The sequence below is a fragment of the Acinetobacter sp. IK31 genome, from assembly GCF_035615195.1.
In the GTDB taxonomy this organism is placed as follows: Bacteria; Pseudomonadota; Gammaproteobacteria; order Pseudomonadales; family Moraxellaceae; genus Acinetobacter; species Acinetobacter calcoaceticus_C.
On sequence record NZ_JANBOB010000016.1, the window covers coordinates 323,574 to 339,195 of the forward strand.

17 protein-coding genes and 1 pseudogene are annotated in these 15,622 nt (G+C 39.6%); 13 read left to right on the forward strand and 5 right to left on the reverse strand.

What is annotated here, in order from left to right; all coding sequences use genetic code 11:
- Positions 1 to 34 precede the first annotated feature (34 nt).
- From MSG66_RS10165 to gmk, 3 genes and pseudogenes are all read right to left on the reverse strand, one after another.
- Positions 35 to 124, reverse strand: a pseudogene (locus tag MSG66_RS10165) (hypothetical protein); the annotation flags it as partial.
- An 80-nt stretch (positions 125 to 204) separates the two neighbouring features.
- Positions 205 to 483: a DNA-directed RNA polymerase subunit omega gene (gene rpoZ / locus MSG66_RS10170; protein ID WP_002116990.1), complete on the reverse strand. Its 279-nt coding sequence runs from the start codon at positions 481 to 483 to the stop codon at positions 205 to 207.
- A 72-nt stretch (positions 484 to 555) separates the two neighbouring features.
- On the reverse strand, positions 556 to 1,185 hold the full coding sequence (gmk, locus tag MSG66_RS10175) for a guanylate kinase (protein WP_042895429.1): 630 nt from the start codon (positions 1,183 to 1,185) through the stop codon (positions 556 to 558).
- Between the two features lie 122 nt (positions 1,186 to 1,307).
- Between gmk and ispH the strand changes: the two genes are divergently transcribed.
- From ispH to rplS, 12 genes are all read left to right on the forward strand, one after another.
- Positions 1,308 to 2,258 carry a 4-hydroxy-3-methylbut-2-enyl diphosphate reductase gene (gene ispH / locus MSG66_RS10180; protein WP_042895425.1) on the forward strand — a complete coding sequence of 317 codons (951 nt, stop codon included), beginning with the start codon at positions 1,308 to 1,310 and terminating at the stop codon, positions 2,256 to 2,258.
- A 172-nt stretch (positions 2,259 to 2,430) separates the two neighbouring features.
- Positions 2,431 to 2,904: a pilus assembly FimT family protein gene (locus MSG66_RS10185; protein WP_262473403.1), complete on the forward strand. Its 474-nt coding sequence runs from the start codon at positions 2,431 to 2,433 to the stop codon at positions 2,902 to 2,904.
- The gene (pilV, locus tag MSG66_RS10190) at positions 2,898 to 3,458 is read left to right on the forward strand and encodes a type IV pilus modification protein PilV (RefSeq protein WP_133971521.1); all 561 of its coding nucleotides are present in this window, start codon (positions 2,898 to 2,900) and stop codon (positions 3,456 to 3,458) included. Before MSG66_RS10185 ends, pilV begins: the two co-directional genes overlap by 7 nt.
- Positions 3,458 to 4,459 carry a PilW family protein gene (locus MSG66_RS10195; protein WP_324654008.1) on the forward strand — a complete coding sequence of 334 codons (1,002 nt, stop codon included), beginning with the start codon at positions 3,458 to 3,460 and terminating at the stop codon, positions 4,457 to 4,459. The genes pilV and MSG66_RS10195 overlap by 1 nt, the downstream gene beginning before the upstream one ends.
- Positions 4,456 to 5,274, forward strand: coding sequence for a PilX N-terminal domain-containing pilus assembly protein (locus tag MSG66_RS10200; protein ID WP_324654010.1), 819 nt, complete (start codon positions 4,456 to 4,458; stop codon positions 5,272 to 5,274). Before MSG66_RS10195 ends, MSG66_RS10200 begins: the two co-directional genes overlap by 4 nt.
- Positions 5,275 to 5,285: 11 nt before the next feature.
- Positions 5,286 to 9,140 (forward strand): PilC/PilY family type IV pilus protein, encoded by a 3,855-nt coding sequence (locus MSG66_RS10205; RefSeq protein ID WP_324654012.1) that lies wholly within the window; start codon positions 5,286 to 5,288, stop codon positions 9,138 to 9,140.
- A 10-nt stretch (positions 9,141 to 9,150) separates the two neighbouring features.
- Entirely contained in the window at positions 9,151 to 9,633 is a 483-nt protein-coding gene (locus MSG66_RS10210; RefSeq protein ID WP_262473412.1) for a type IV pilin protein, read from the forward strand.
- The gene (locus tag MSG66_RS10215; protein WP_133971527.1) at positions 9,630 to 10,055 is read left to right on the forward strand and encodes a type IV pilin protein; all 426 of its coding nucleotides are present in this window, start codon (positions 9,630 to 9,632) and stop codon (positions 10,053 to 10,055) included. The genes MSG66_RS10210 and MSG66_RS10215 overlap by 4 nt, the downstream gene beginning before the upstream one ends.
- Positions 10,056 to 10,202: 147 nt before the next feature.
- The gene (gene rpsP / locus MSG66_RS10220) at positions 10,203 to 10,454 is read left to right on the forward strand and encodes a 30S ribosomal protein S16 (protein ID WP_000260334.1); all 252 of its coding nucleotides are present in this window, start codon (positions 10,203 to 10,205) and stop codon (positions 10,452 to 10,454) included.
- 21 nt (positions 10,455 to 10,475) lie between these two features.
- A complete protein-coding gene (rimM, locus tag MSG66_RS10225) occupies positions 10,476 to 11,024 on the forward strand; it encodes a ribosome maturation factor RimM (protein WP_003653772.1) in 549 nt (182 codons plus the stop codon).
- Positions 11,025 to 11,066: 42 nt separating this feature from the next.
- On the forward strand, positions 11,067 to 11,822 hold the full coding sequence (gene trmD / locus MSG66_RS10230; RefSeq protein ID WP_202743335.1) for a tRNA (guanosine(37)-N1)-methyltransferase TrmD: 756 nt from the start codon (positions 11,067 to 11,069) through the stop codon (positions 11,820 to 11,822).
- Positions 11,823 to 12,041: 219 nt separating this feature from the next.
- The gene (gene rplS / locus MSG66_RS10235; protein ID WP_003653770.1) at positions 12,042 to 12,410 is read left to right on the forward strand and encodes a 50S ribosomal protein L19; all 369 of its coding nucleotides are present in this window, start codon (positions 12,042 to 12,044) and stop codon (positions 12,408 to 12,410) included.
- A 51-nt stretch (positions 12,411 to 12,461) separates the two neighbouring features.
- Here the strand turns inward: rplS and MSG66_RS10240 are convergent, their stop codons facing one another.
- Positions 12,462 to 13,403, reverse strand: coding sequence for a triacylglycerol lipase (locus MSG66_RS10240; protein WP_324654139.1), 942 nt, complete (start codon positions 13,401 to 13,403; stop codon positions 12,462 to 12,464).
- A gap of 115 nt (positions 13,404 to 13,518) precedes the next feature.
- Positions 13,519 to 14,550, reverse strand: coding sequence for a lipase secretion chaperone (locus MSG66_RS10245; RefSeq protein WP_324654017.1), 1,032 nt, complete (start codon positions 14,548 to 14,550; stop codon positions 13,519 to 13,521).
- 153 nt (positions 14,551 to 14,703) lie between these two features.
- Between MSG66_RS10245 and truB the strand changes: the two genes are divergently transcribed.
- Positions 14,704 to 15,609: a tRNA pseudouridine(55) synthase TruB gene (gene truB, locus MSG66_RS10250; protein ID WP_324654019.1), complete on the forward strand. Its 906-nt coding sequence runs from the start codon at positions 14,704 to 14,706 to the stop codon at positions 15,607 to 15,609.
- Positions 15,610 to 15,622: the final 13 nt, after the last annotated feature.

The window sequence follows — 15,622 nt, forward strand, 5'->3', positions numbered from 1 at the left end:
ACCCTTTTTCCTAATGCTGAGAAACTAAATCTATCTACTTCTTAATGAAAAGCATATTGCGGAACTTGTCAATTTTTTCATTTGAAAAAGTGTATTTTTTTTTCAATGAAAATAATTGCTTTTTTCAATATCTTTAAATTCAAGATAAAGCCAAATAAAAAACCACCGCAGAAAAACGATGGTTTTTTTATAAAACAGAATTGGTTAGAAAGAAAAACCTTCTAAATTCAAGCTGTTTGTAGAAAGAGCAAGATCAAGACTAGAAGTTTGATAATCTTGTTCACGTTGTTTAAGAATTTCTTTCGTAACGTGTCCTGCCGCGATTTCGCGCAAAGAAACTACAGTCGGTTTGTCGTTATCCCATTCTACAGTTGGCTCCATGCCTTGACGTGCCAATTGACGAGCACGTTTACTTGCAACGAGCACAAGCTCAAAACGGTTGTCTACATGATCTAAACAATCTTCAACGGTGACGCGTGCCATAAAAGTTCTCGTTTTGGAATGGTGAATTTGAACAGACTAAACAGTATAAAAGGCTTTCGATCTAGACTCAAGTTATTCCTGTTTTGGTTGAGGAGTAATCAAGTCTTGAATTAATGTTTGATGACGTTTGGCTTGCTGAGATAATACTAAACGGTTTGCTGTAATCACAGCTTCAAGCTCATGTAGGGCTTTATTAAAGTCATCATTGATAATGATGTAATCAAAGTTCGTGTAATGCTGCATATCTTCAACTGCACAGCTTAAACGATGTTCAATGACTTCAACTGAGTCTGTACCACGATTAGATAAACGCTGACGTAGGTCAAACTGAGTAGGGGGTAAAATAAATATTTGTTTTGATTCAGGAAAAAGTTTTCGTACTTGCTCTGCACCTTGCCAATCAATTTCAAGTAAAACATCGTGCCCTTGAGCTAACTGTTGCTTTACCGTTGTTTGAGAAGTGCCATAGTAATTACCAAATACTTCAGCGTATTCAATAAAACCGTCATGGTTGACTTGGTCTAGAAATTCATCTTTTGTAGTGAAGTGATAGTGAACACCATCTAATTCACCTGGACGTTGACCTCGGGTGGTATGTGAGACTGAAACATGTAAATTGCTCACTCGGTCAAGCAGGGCTTTCACCAAAGATGTTTTGCCCGTTCCTGATGCAGCAGAAACGACAAACAATAGACCCGACATGATATTTTTCCTGATATGATAAAATATCTTCGCTATTGTAGTGTACCGTGCGTTTAAACTGAATAGTTTTAATTGCAAATATTCAAGAGAAATTCCCCTGTTTTATTAATTTTGAGGCTGTTATGGAAATTGTGTTAGCTAATCCGCGTGGTTTTTGTGCCGGTGTTGATCGAGCCATAGCAATCGTCAATCGGGCTTTAGAATGTTTTAATCCGCCTATTTATGTACGTCATGAAGTTGTACACAATAAATTTGTAGTAGATGACTTACGTCAAAGAGGGGCAGTTTTTGTTGATGAGCTTGATCAGGTTCCGGATGACTCAATTGTAATTTTTAGTGCGCATGGCGTTTCAAAAGCAGTTCAGCAAGAAGCAGAGCGCCGGGGCTTAAAAGTTTTTGATGCCACTTGTCCTTTAGTTACCAAGGTTCATATTGAAGTGACTAAATATGCACGTGAAGGTACTGAAGCAATTTTGATTGGTCATGAAGGACACCCTGAAGTTGAAGGAACAATGGGTCAATATGACAAATTAAAAGGTGGTGAGATTTATCTTGTTGAAGATGAAGCTGATGTGGCTGCACTTGCAGTAAGACATCCTGAGAAACTTGCATTTGTAACCCAAACAACTTTATCTATTGATGATACGGCTAAAGTCATTGATGCGTTGCGTGCAAAATTTCCTCATATTCAGGGGCCACGTAAAGACGATATTTGCTACGCAACTCAAAACAGACAAGATGCTGTGCGTGACTTGGCTGAACAGTGTGATGTGGTGTTGGTTGTAGGCTCACCTAACTCATCAAATTCAAATCGTTTACGTGAGCTTGCAGAGCGTATGGGTAAAGCTGCTTACCTTGTAGATAATGCTGATCAGCTAGAACAGTCATGGTTCAATGATACTTGCAAAATTGGTGTGACAGCGGGTGCTTCAGCGCCGGAAATTCTGATTAAGCAAGTGATTCAACGTTTACAAGACTGGGGCGCGCAAGCACCTAAAGAATTAGATGGACGTGAAGAGAACATAACCTTTAGCCTTCCTAAAGAATTACGCATTCACGTGACTCAAGCATAAAGTGTGACTTATTTAACATACTGATTTTAAAATAGTAAAACAGATAATTGTTGATGTGACGATTATCTGTTTTTTTATACCCTTTATCTGCTTTGTATTTGTTTTGTAAATCTAAACCGTAAAATTTAAATAATAAATAAAAAATTCTTAAGTTTATTTGGGGTTTAAGGGGATGAGGGGAATTATTCCACAAGAAGGGTTCACCTTGGTTGAGCTTATGGTGACGATTGCAGTAATGGCGATTATTGCAATGATGGCTGCGCCGTCTATGTCAAATTTATTGGAAAATAAACGACTAGAGGGAAATCAACGAGACCTAATCAATGCTTTGTCGGAAGCGAAGAGCCAAGCAATACTTGGTCGACAAGACGTTTCTATTAATTTGAATTCAACAGCTTTAAATACACCCACTTCTTTTAATTGGAAAGCTGCTTCAAATAATACTCTTGAGCTCAAGAATATAGCTGCTGATAGCACACAAAGTTCCTTAACAACGACAACCTTGACCTTTAATGCGAATGGAATGGTAACTAATATCACCCAAGATACGCTTTTATCTATTTGTAATTCAAAAATATATAAAAAGAAAATTCTTATTTTAACAAAGCTTGGCACATTAATTTTTAAAGCTGAGGAGACATGTTAATGGGGGGCTCTAAACAACAAGCTCAAGCTGGGGTTGGCTTATTAGAAGTGTTGGTTGCTTTAATTTTACTTGCAATAGGGATTTTAGGATATGTTGCCTTGCAAATTCGGGCTATGGATGCTTCTTCAGAGGCTTTAAGTAAATCTCAGGCTATTATGATTATGAGAGGATTAGCAGAAAATATTCGCGTAAATAGTACTCAAGCTAGCCAATATCCTATCTTTGTTCGTAGTTATAGCAATTATTCATCTACCACCACAGCCCCTACGTTGTGTTTCAACACAATTTGTACCCCTTCTCAACTTGCACAATTTGATGCTTATCAAGCAGCAAGAACTGCAGATCAACTAGGCATGAAAATCACAATGTCAAATTGTCCTGGGGTCACAACTACAATGGCCCAGCAGAGACAGTGTCTATTTGTTTTTTGGGGCAAAACCACTCCAACACTTACGACAAATGGGGGCGTCACGAGTGTGGATGTATCGAGCTGTATGAGTACGAATGGTGTTTATACCAATAATTCGAATTGTTTAATGATGGAGGCATATTAATGACTCACTCATTTGTATCGTGGAAGCAACGAGGCTTTACATTAATTGAGCTTATGGTTGCATTGGCTTTAGGCCTAATTTTGGTCGCTGCGGCAACTCAATTATTTATTGGTGGACTTCTATCAAGCCGCTTGCAAAAAGCAAATGCTGAAATACAAGATAGCGGTATTTTTGGCTTGGAATATATTGCACGTGATATACGTCTTCTAAATTATGGAAATGTAATAAATCCAATATTAACGGATACCACGCCTTGGGGAGGTGTTGTATTAACTGGTTCAACAGCAACTAATAATGACAGTGTCAATTTTGTTCCTAATGTTGGCACAAATACCTATATTGCTGAGACACTATTAAGTCGTGGTGTGGGAGATACGGTAAGTACCGTTAGTAATCACTGGAAAGGCCTTTCAAATATACAGAATAGTTCAAATGCTGCTATGCAAAGCGATCAGCTGACTATTCAGTTTATTGCTCCTACAAATATGACAAATTGTGAAGGCGTGAATGTACTTGCTGGAGATTTAATTGTAGAGCGGTATTTTTTACGTCTTGATACGAATGGTAGTTCTCAGCAAGATTATGCGCTTGCATGTGATGCAAATACTCCCTCTAGCGTAGCTACGGCACAACCTACCACTGTGCCTGGATTAGGAGATGCTGGTCAAATTATATTGCCGCGTATTGACCATTTCCATGTGTTATTCGGCGCAAAGAATACTGCTGGCAATTTTGCTTATTACACAATTCCCCAATATCGGGCTGCCGCACAGGCTGCCCGAGATGCCACTCCACCAGTAATGGCACCTAGAATTCTTTCAATACAAATATCGGTGTTAGCTCGTTCTACTAACAATGCCCAAAATAAAGCAATAGATCCCACACAGTCGTTTCTTATGTTGGATCAAACTGTACATGCTTCTGATAACACAACTCGATTTTTGCGCCGTGTTTATAGCGTAACAATTGCTCTACGTAATGCGATGGGGGAAAGTCTATGACCCATTTAATTCATGAAAATATTAAAAGGAAATCTAAGGAAAAAGGAGCAACCCTTATTGTTGTGCTGATTATTTTATTGGTTGTTGTTTCTGTAGGTGTTTTAGCAATAAGAGTGGCAATTGTTTCTTTAAAAGTTGCTACTAACAGCCAAGTTAGCCAATTAAATTTTCAGTCATCTGATACGCCTTTAGAACTCATTGTACAGATGAATCCTACTACCCTAACTAATATTACAAATGTGATTGGTGCTGCGCTCAAAGAGCATGAAAGTAACCCAGGTGCAGAATACAACTTTTGTTATAAACCTGTTTCTACATCAACAAATTTTGCTCAGACCCGAGGCGCAAGTTTACTTCGAGCAGGAAGTGCTAATAATGCAGTCGTTGAAGATGGGGGAGTGGCAGGTTTTTGTGATTTAACAAGTGACTATGGAAGTAGCCGTCAAGCGGTAGTTACTCAAGTTGCTGTCAGTATTCCTACAGATGCTGCAAGTGATATTCCTGGCTCTAATTTACCACGAGGAACAAACACCTCCGAAGGCACACAACTACCTAAAAGCATGCTATCTACGCAACGTATTCGTGTTATTACCACTGCTTTTTTACCAGCCTATGCATCTACCTCTATCGAAACTTTGCAAAGTGATTGCTTAAGTACGAGTTCAGCAAAAATTAGTGACAATTTTGATACCGCGTTAACGGCTAAACAAACACTAGCGGAGTGTTTGGCAAATCATAACGTGCCTTTTAGTACTCAAGTTCAAGAATTTAACTATACCAATAAGCTTACTCAAATTACGGCACCAGGTTCATAACGGGGAATATCGTGAAACTAAAATTGAAGCATTTTAAGCCAAATAATTTATGGTATGCCATCTGTTCGAGTTCGGTTGCTTTTACATGGCTAATCACAAGCTCTGTCGTGCAGGCGAGTGATTTACAAATTTATGCATCACCTACAGCAGGTAAAAAAACGATTGTAATGATGTTAGATACTTCGGGGAGTATGACATCTAATAGTTATAACGAAAATCGCTTGGCCATGCTTAAAAATGGTATGAATGCTTTTTTAGCCAGCAATAATTCCGTTTTAAATGATACTCGTGTGGGTTTGGGGAATTTCTCTGCAAATGGTGATAGCCGAAGTGGACAAATTTTGGTGGCCGCTGCGCCTTTAGGGGATGCAAGCACTTTAAATACGGTAGGTTCTCAGCGTTATAAATTAAAACAGGCCGTTGCAAATTTAACTGCTGGTGGATCAACGCCCTCAGCACATGCTTATGCGGAAGCTGCGGCTTATTTGATGGGTACAACGACCTATTCAGAAACAAATTATCTTATTCGAAAAGATAGTTATATAAAGCGTGTCCGGAAATTTGATAATAGAACAGAATACTCATATTGTACGAATTATCGCGATTCACAGATTGATACAGCGAATTTATGGCAGCCTTGTCGCTCTAGTAGCTATTGGAGTAACTGGTCAACTTCTAATCCGGGTGTAAATACGGCAATTGCTTATGATACTTCGTCTGATTCAACCTATTCTTATACTTATTACTACACCACTTTTAACTATGCGATAGTAAACGCAGATAGCGGAACTCCAAAATCAAAAACAAATGATACAACAAGCAATCCTAATATTGTTGTAGATAGAAATGCCCCTAACTTAAACGCCGTTTATCAATCTCCTTTGCCAGCGGTGGCTAATCGTCAAAGTTGTGATGGGCAAGGTATTTACTTTTTATCAGATGGTGAGCCAAACAATACAACAAATACACGTTCGGCAAGTGTTATGTCGACTGCTTTGGGAAGTACGTTGGGAGCAGATTTTAATTGCTCTGGAGGTCTTTCTAATACCTCATCAGATTCTGGCTGGGCTTGTATGGGGGAGTTTGCGAAACGACTATTTGATAAAACAAAGAATCCTGCTGGAGTTTCTATTCAAACAGCATTTGTCGGTTTTGGTAGTGACTTTTCTAGTTTAAGTTCTTCTGATGTAAAAAATGCCTGCCGTTTAAGTTCGAGAACCCAATCTGACCGAAAAGGGGATGACTCGTGTTCTCCAAATCAATCTACTAATGCAGTAGCTACTCCCGGTTATGGAAATGGGGGGTTTTTCCCTACACAAAGTGCGCAAGGGGTAACAAACAGCGTTATCTCTTTTATTAATAATTTAGATAAAGTCCCTTTAGAACCTTTAACAACAGGCGCTATCTCGGTTCCTTATGATGCTTTAAATCCAAAAAATTTACAGGAATATGGGTACTTACGTGCTTTTGAGCCTAATCCAGCAAATGCTTATTTAACATGGCGTGGCAACCTAAAAAAATATCATGTTGTTTTATCGGGAACAAATGCTGGTGCTTTTGAGGCCAACACGGGTGGGCTAGTCTATAATGCAAGTGGGGCATTTAGAACGGGTACCAAAGATTACTGGAATAGCTCGAATTACAATGATGGAGGCAAAGTCTTTTTTGGTGGTTCATATGCAAAAGTTCCTTTACCAATTGCTGGACAAACTGAAACACGTGATGAAGAAGAAAATATCACAAAATATTATTATGCAGTACAAAGTAAAATTCGAAACTTATTTACCGATGTTTCTGCAGTTGCAACAGATGGTAGCCTGACCAAGATATCAACCTCTGGAACTAATTTACTAAGAATTCCAGCAACTCCTGCGGAGGGAACCAATCCTTTTGATAGCGCAAGTAACACAGCAAGCTATGTATTAGGAAAATTTGATGCATCAACTGGACAAGATATTTTAAAAGCTTTCCCGATTAGCTTGAAATTAAAAATATTAAATTATCTAGGTTACTCAACTGATATAGGTGCTGCGTCTTTACCTTCATCTTTGGTTACATCGAATGAACCGTATTTATCGATGGGCGGAAGTATTCATTCTTTACCGGTACAGCTTACCTACAGTGGGACATTAGATGGAAATGGGAATTTAACATCTGCACGTGAACAATCCATTCTCTATGGAACGATGGAGGGTGGTTTACATATTGTGGATGCTTCAACTGGTGTGGAACAAATGGCTTTCGTTCCTGCCGATATATTAAATGATCCAGTCGCATCAAAGGCTTTAGTTGTTGGTCAAAGTGATGCTACAGCACCTGCTCATGGTATGGATGGAGCTTGGGTATCGGATCCAGCATATAGTATTACTACCACAGGAAGTGGTAGTGCTGCAGTTTCAAAAGTGACTGCAAAGCAAATGTATATTTATGGTGGCATGCGAATGGGTGGTAGCAGTTATTATGGCTTAAATGTCTTAAATCCTGCTTCACCTAAGCTCCTGTTTAGAGTGGGTTCAGATCAAACGGATTATAATCGTATGGGACAGAGTTGGTCTAAGCCTGTACTTGCAAATATTCGTTATAACGGCACTATTAAACGGGTCATGATTGTTGGTGGTGGCTACGATCAATGTTATGAAAAACCGAATATTACCTTGAGCGACTCTTGCTTTACGAATGCAAAAGCAAAAGGAAATGCTGTCTATATTATTGATGCCAAAACTGGGGAACGTTTATGGTGGACTAGTGATACTGGCTCTAATATAAATAACTCTAATATGAAGCATAGTATTGTTAGCCGTATTAGTACCTTAGATCGAGACGCTGATGGTTTGGTAGACCATTTATATTTCGGCGATTTAGGGGGGCAAGTTTTCCGTATCGATCTTAATAATAACCAGACAAAAACAAATTCAACTTATAGCAGTTTCGGTATTCGAGTTGTTCGATTAGCCAATTTGGCAACGAATGACTCAACTTATGATAGCTCGAACGATTATATAGGTGGGAATGCGCCGCGTTTTTATGAACCGCCAACAGTGACAATTCATGATTATGGAATCCGCACTTTTATTACTGTAGGTATTGCTTCAGGTGACCGTAGTACCCCATTGGATGTTTATCCGCTTACAGGGCGTGAAGGTATGTCACCTAGCACAGCATTAAGCGGACGCCCTGTAAATAACGTCTATGGAATTATCGACAAAGACTTTATTAAAAAGAATTTAATGTCTTTAACTGATAGCCAACTTGAAACAAAAGATATTACTCGATCGGCTCTTAGAAAAAATCCACAAATTTTACGATCTGGAGAAACACGAGTAGCACAAATTTTCTTTCCAAATACAGGGACGGGCCAAGGTGGATGGTATCGCTCACTTTCTAGTACGAGCGGTGGTATAGAGAAAGCTAATAATAGTTTCCGTATTAAAGGCGGATTAAAAGCTTTTGAAGAGCCAATGGCAATTACGGGGACTTTAATTGTGCCTGTTTATGACCCGCAGGGAACAGGCATTGTGGCAGCAGACCCATGTTTGCCACGTGTGGTAGGTGAAACGGATCAGCAGACTTATTGTTTACCATTTGGAGCCTGTCTTAATTCTGATGGATCAATTGATCCGAATAAAGAAGACCCTAGTGGGTTTGAAACACAAACAGGTGGTAACTGCCCAGTAGGAGTTTCTGAATGTAATAAAAAAGTAATTGGAGCAGGTATCCGTAGCATTACATTTGTACCAACTGAGGATAACCCACCAGCTACAAATAGTTGTGGGAAGTTAAAACTTTCTGGTAATGAGCAAGGAACTGGGCAGTGGCAATGTACAAGTCATTTGGTTCCTATGCGTTGGTATGAGCGCTATCGCTAAGGGATTATTTATGAATAAATACTATATCCAGCGGTTTAATCAGGGCGTTACCTTGATTGAACTCATGGTTGTCATAGTGATTGTTGCTATTTTCGCTTCGATTGCCATCCCTTCATATCAAGGCTATACCCGTAGAGCGACTGCTTCTGCCGCCAAAAGTGAAATTTTAAAATTAGCTGAACAATTGGAAAGACATAAATCCAAGAACTTTACCTATAGAGGTTTTACTACCACATCTCTAACGTTGCCTCGTGGCAGTTATACGATTCAGATTAGTGATGATACAACGACAGGAAATTTATTGACGAATAATGCTGCCAATGGACAGACATGGGTCATTAAAGCGACGACTACAGATTCAAGAAACTTTAATTTTATTGCTAAGAATTCAGGTTTACGTTGCCAAAGTTTAACAGCTACGGCTGTTGATAATGACTGTGGTGGAACAGCTACTTGCAATGTATGTGAAGCAAACAGTGAGACTTGGCAATGAAGAATGGTTTTACCTTAATAGAGCTTATGATTGTAGTGGCGATAATTGCAATTTTAGCAGCCATAGCTACACCTTCATATTTACAATATTTACGTAAAGGACATCGCGCAGCTGTTCAATCTGAAATGATGAATATTGCCCAAACCTTAGAATCACAAAAAATGGTCAATAATCGTTACCCATCCAATGCAACTATAGCGTCGATTTATGGCTCTAATGTGAGCCCTCAGCAAGGTCAGGCCTTATATAATTTGACTTTTGCTAGCTTGGATGATTCAAGCTGGGTACTCACAGCTACACCTATTTCTACTACTTCTCAGGCCAGTGATGGGATCATTTGCCTGAATGATCAAGGGCAAAAATTTTGGGCAAAAGGTGCAACTGATTGTGCGTTATCTGCTGTATCAAATTGGTTGGAGTAGTTTTAAATTCAAAACTGCGGATAACTCAAAATTTAATCTTTCTTTCATGGTGAAAATCACGTAGAATGTTGCCCTCTATGAAAGGGGTTTGAAGTGTTGCCGATGGTCGGCGCAGGGATAATCCGTAAGAATTATAAGGCTTTTATCATGGTTGTTATTCGTTTAGCACGTGGCGGCGCAAAAAAACGTCCATTCTATCAAATCGTTGTGACTGATAGTCGCAATGCACGTGATGGTCGTTTCATCGAGCGTATCGGTTTCTTTAACCCGACTGCACAAGGTCAAGCAGAAAAACTTCGTTTAGATGCAGACCGTTTTGCTCACTGGGTTTCTCAAGGTGCTCAACCTTCTGAACGTGTTGCTTCTTTAGCTGCTCAAGCTAAAAAAGCTACTGCATAATTTTTTTGTAGTAGGTAACCCATGACATCAACACAGAATGTTCCCGAAGATCGTATTCAGATTGGACAGTTACGTTCAGCTTATGGATTGAATGGGTGGCTCTGGGTGTATTCAAATACAGAACCCATGAGCAATATGTTTGACTACCTGCCTTGGTACATTGAGACCAAGGCCGGTTGGCAAACAATAGATGTAAAACGTTGGAAACCACATGGCAAAGGCCTAGTTGTTGCTTTGAAAGGTGTGAGTGATCGCACTGGAGCAGAAAACTTGGTTGGCGCTAATATCTGGGTTGCTAAGTCTCAACTGCCAAAAGCAGATGTAGATGAGTACTACTGGTCAGATTTAAAAGGCTTAACAGTGTTGGGTCTGGATGATGAAGAACAGGAAGTAAACTTAGGTAAAATTCATGAGTTGTTTGAAACTGGAGCTAATGATGTGATGGTGGTGCATGCTACCCCAGACAGTATTGATTCAGAAGAACGCATGATTCCTTGGCATAAAGATGTAGTACAACGTGTTGATCTTGAAGCTGGTCGTATTTACGTCAATTGGGGCGTGGATTATTAATCCTTTTAGGATTAATACAGCAGGAAAATAGAGGAGTCTGTGATGTTTTTTGCAGTCATTACGCTTTTTCCTGAAATGTTTGAAGCGATTACAGCCTACGGCATCAGCGGACGTGCGGCAAAACGGGATATAGTACAAGTTACTTGTATTAATCCTCGTGATTTTGCTGAGGGAAACTACAGAAGAGTGGATGAACGTCCATTTGGTGGTGGCCCTGGGATGGTGATGATGGCTGAGCCTTTGGCGAAAGCAATTGCACATGCCAAACAGCTTGCCTCACAAGCAGGACATGTTCATGTTCCTGTAGTGTATATGTCTCCACAAGGCAAAACCTTAAATGAACAGGCGGTACAGCAGTTTGTTGATTACGACGGCTTAATTGTACTGTGTGGACGTTATGAGGGAGTGGATGAACGTTTGATCCAGCAATATGTTGATCAGGAATGGTCAATTGGTGATTATGTTTTATCCGGTGGTGAACTGCCCGCTATGGTGTTACTTGACAGTATTATTCGCCGTTTGCCGAATGTAATGTCAGATGAACAGTCAGCAGTACAAGATTCTTTTGTTGATGGTCTTTTAGATTGTCCACAATATACAAAGCCAGACCATTTTGAGGGGCTGAATGTACCAGAAGTTTTAAAATCTGGACATCATGGCAATATCGAAAAATGGCGCTTTTTGCAGCGCTATCAACGAACTTTAGAACGTCGACCAGAGTTGGCTGAAAAAGTAGAGTTGAATAAGCAGCAGAAAAAATGGCTAAAAGATACGCAAGGGAGTGGTGGTAATTCTTAACCGCTATTCTCAGGAACGAAAGTTCTGCAAAAAGACGAGAAGCAATGCTTCGAGTTAAAGCATGATTCTATTTAATAGATAGTTTTATGTATATTCTAAGGCTCTTTATAGACATATTGTCGTAAAGGGAAAGATAAACGGGTTGATATGCGTTTTAGCCTCTATCCCCAGCGGAACCTCAGACCTCTTCTGACTCCGCACATATTGGAGATTCCCACAATGAGTGGTAAACATCCTTTAGTTCAAATTATTGAAAATGCACAGTTAAAAACTGATATCCCTGCTTTTGCTCCAGGTGACACTGTTATTGTCCAAGTTAAAGTAAAAGAAGGTGAGCGTGAGCGTCTTCAGGCATTTGAAGGTGTTGTAATCGCGAAGAAAAACCGTGGTTTAAACTCTGCATTTACAGTTCGTAAAATTTCTAGCGGTGTTGGTGTTGAGCGTGTATTCCAAACTCACTCTCCAATCGTTGCTAAAATCGAAGTGAAACGTCGTGGTGACGTTCGTCGTGCTAAACTTTACTACCTCCGTGACTTGTCTGGTAAAGCTGCACGTATTCGTGAAAAATTACCAGCTCGTAAAGCGTAAGCTTATACCGAGTAAAAAAATGCGCCTTTTGGCGCATTTTTTGTTTAAAAATTATAGTCCTTGTAGTTTTAAACGGTTTGCATGTTGACGGTAAACCGAGACAGGATCTGAAGCAAAAATAGAGCGTATCCCAAGCACTTGGTTCACTTCATCTAGATGATTCCAGTTGTAATCATCACGAATGGTTTTACCAAATTTGGCGCTGCATCGTGAAACAAGCCCATCATTATCACCAAACGGATCGACTACTAGACTACTGCCTGTAAGGGCAATATCAAATGGGTCTAATGGATTTGTTAAAGCTTTATTTCCTGAGAAAGAATACATATAAATGCCTTTGTCTTGATATGCCCCCTCACCGCAAGAGGTAGTTGGCATACCCATAGGAAATTGAGCATTAAACTGAGCTGAACCTTTAGTTGATAAGCTATGAGCACCTGCTAAAGAGTCGTGCGGATAACTTGTCGGATCTAGACCTCCTGCCCAAGTAATTGCTGCTGAAAACCAGTTTACTAAAGTTGCCACGCCTGCAAGAGGAGTACCCTCAACATTCAGGATGACATCTGCCATTGGTGATCCCTTATGAGGTGCGCCAATCGTAGTGAGTGATGCTACTTTTTCTGGCATGATACCAGCCACATAGCGAATTGTTGGCCCCCCGTGGCTATGACCGATTAAATTGACTTTGGGCTTACTGGTAATGGCAATAATTTCTTCTACTTGCTGTGCAAGTTGTTCTCCACGCACTTCTGTTGAGTTAAATGGTGAGACTCTTGTTGCCCATACATTTCCTCCATTACGAGCAAGATCAGGAAGAATTTGGTACCAATAATCAAGACCAAGCGTATCTGTTCCAACTCGGCTAAAGCCTGCCATACCATGGTTAAAAACCATTGGATATTTTGTTTGTGCGTAAGATGAATATACGAACGAGCTTTTAACTTGTTCAGCATTTGTTGCATGGGCCGCTGAAATACTCAGTCCTGAGAGCATTGCAGCGCAGAAAAACATTAACTTCCTTTTCATTTTTTACTCACTATTTTTATTTTGTATGAAAAGCAGCTTCTTACTGCTAGTGAATGTTAGCCAGTTCCCAAAAAGGAAAGGCTTAGTAATTAAATGGCAGTTCACCTCCCTGATCATGGACCGTTTCAAAAGTTCGAAGTCTTAGTTGTTCTTGTGATGAATTGAATTGTTGTTGACGTAACTGCTGAATCGCTTGGTTTTTTGCGCTATCACTCATGTTACTTTTAATAATTTCATCTCGACTATCGAGGTAACTGGTGACCCTTTGTTGCCAAGCATTACGCTGTGTATCTAAAGTTTCTAATCTTTGAGTCGCCTCAGCTCCAACAAGTGCTGTACGCATTTGCCGAAGTTCTTCTGCTGAACCATTGCGTGCTTTAATTTGTTTGGTCAGTGTATGTAAATCATCAAGTTTGGAGAGTTCTTGTAGGTTGTGTTGCCAGTCTTCTGGAAGTTCTTCAAAACTCTCTTTAAGCTTTCGTGCTTTTTCAATTTCGCTTAAAGAAGAGTCCTCAAGTATCTGCATTCGATCTAGTGTGTAGTTCTGATAGATATCTTCGCTCGAAAAAAGCCCTTCAATTTCAGAGGCCGAAAAAAAGCGTTTTCTTATATCTTGGATCGAGTTAAAAATCTTTTGAAAATAATTTTTATCTTGTTGTTTTGCTGAAGGTGCTTGGATTTGAGCAAGCTGTTCACGATATTTTAAATAACGCGTCCATAAATCCATAATCTGTGAGCGAGCTGGCTCTAGATATTGTCCTTGAATAAATTTCCCAAAGTGAATTTTGATTTGTTCTAAATCATTTTCCCCATATTGGGTAATAAAATATTCAAAACAGTCACGGGTTTGACTATTCACGACCAAATGTTGGGAACTATCAATTTTTAATTGGCAGTTAACTTCTGTGTCTTGCTGACTTTTACTATGGTACGCATCTTCGTTTAGCGATGAATGATCTGTATGAGGAGATGATGCTAAGTTTTGAGCTTTACTTTCATTCATCTGAGCTGATGTGTTTTTTGAGTCAGGACTTAACCAATATACACATGCAATGAGACCCAAAATAAAAAATCCGAGCACACACCACAATACCTTCTTCTGCATCCCTTGCATAAAGATATCTTCCTTAAGTTTTAATTTGTTGTTTTTTTACTCGATTATTAATGTGCCATAAAATAAGTGAAAAGGCACCTAAATATTGTGAAAATATCTTGCCGAATTTGCTAACATGTCGGCACTTTTTTCTAGCTTTGTGTTCCAGTAAAAATGACGACAAAAAATCAAAAAATTTCTCGTCGCCATATCAGTGGTGTATTTCTATTAAATAAACCATTAGGGCTCAGTTCAAATGCGGCTTTGCAAAAAGTGCGTTGGTTATATCGCGCCCAAAAAGCAGGTCATACAGGAGCTTTAGATCCTTTGGCGACAGGGTTGCTTCCTATTTGTTTAGGAGAGGCCACTAAGTTCTCACATTATTTGCTGGACTCAACAAAGCGCTATCAAACCACCGTTCGATTGGGGCAAACCACAACGACAGGTGATGTGGAAGGAGAGATTCTACAAGAACGCTCTGTCCCTGTTTTGAGCCAAGAGCTTATTGAACAAGCCTTAGAAAAATTTAGAGGTGATATTCAACAAATTCCGCCAATGTACTCGGCTTTGAAAAAAGAAGGCAGGCCGTTATATGAGCTTGCCCGAAAAGGTATCGAGATTGAGCGTGAAGCACGTCCAATCACAATTTATGCCTTAGAGTTAATTGAATTTACCGAAAATAGTATCACTCTAGATGTAACTTGTTCTAAGGGAACATATATTCGTGTATTAGGCGAAGACATTGGTGATGCACTGGGCTGTGGTGGGCATTTAACAATGCTAAACCGGACTCAAACAGGACATTTTGAACTTATTCCGAGTTATACCATTGAATATCTGGAAAGCTTAACCGAAGAGCAAAGAGAAGCATTGTTACTTCCTGTTTATGCTCCAGTTGAACATTTCTTAAAAATTCAGGTGCCTGAAGGGCGTGAAAAATATTTTTGCAACGGTTTAGAAAGCAATATTGAGCATTCTGCAGAAGCAGAAGTTTTGGTTTTTTCGGGTGACCGCTGTTTAGGTTTAGCTGAGATTACCGATAAAAAACGGTTGGTACCTAAACGTATCTTAAATTTGTAGTAGCTGTAGAGTA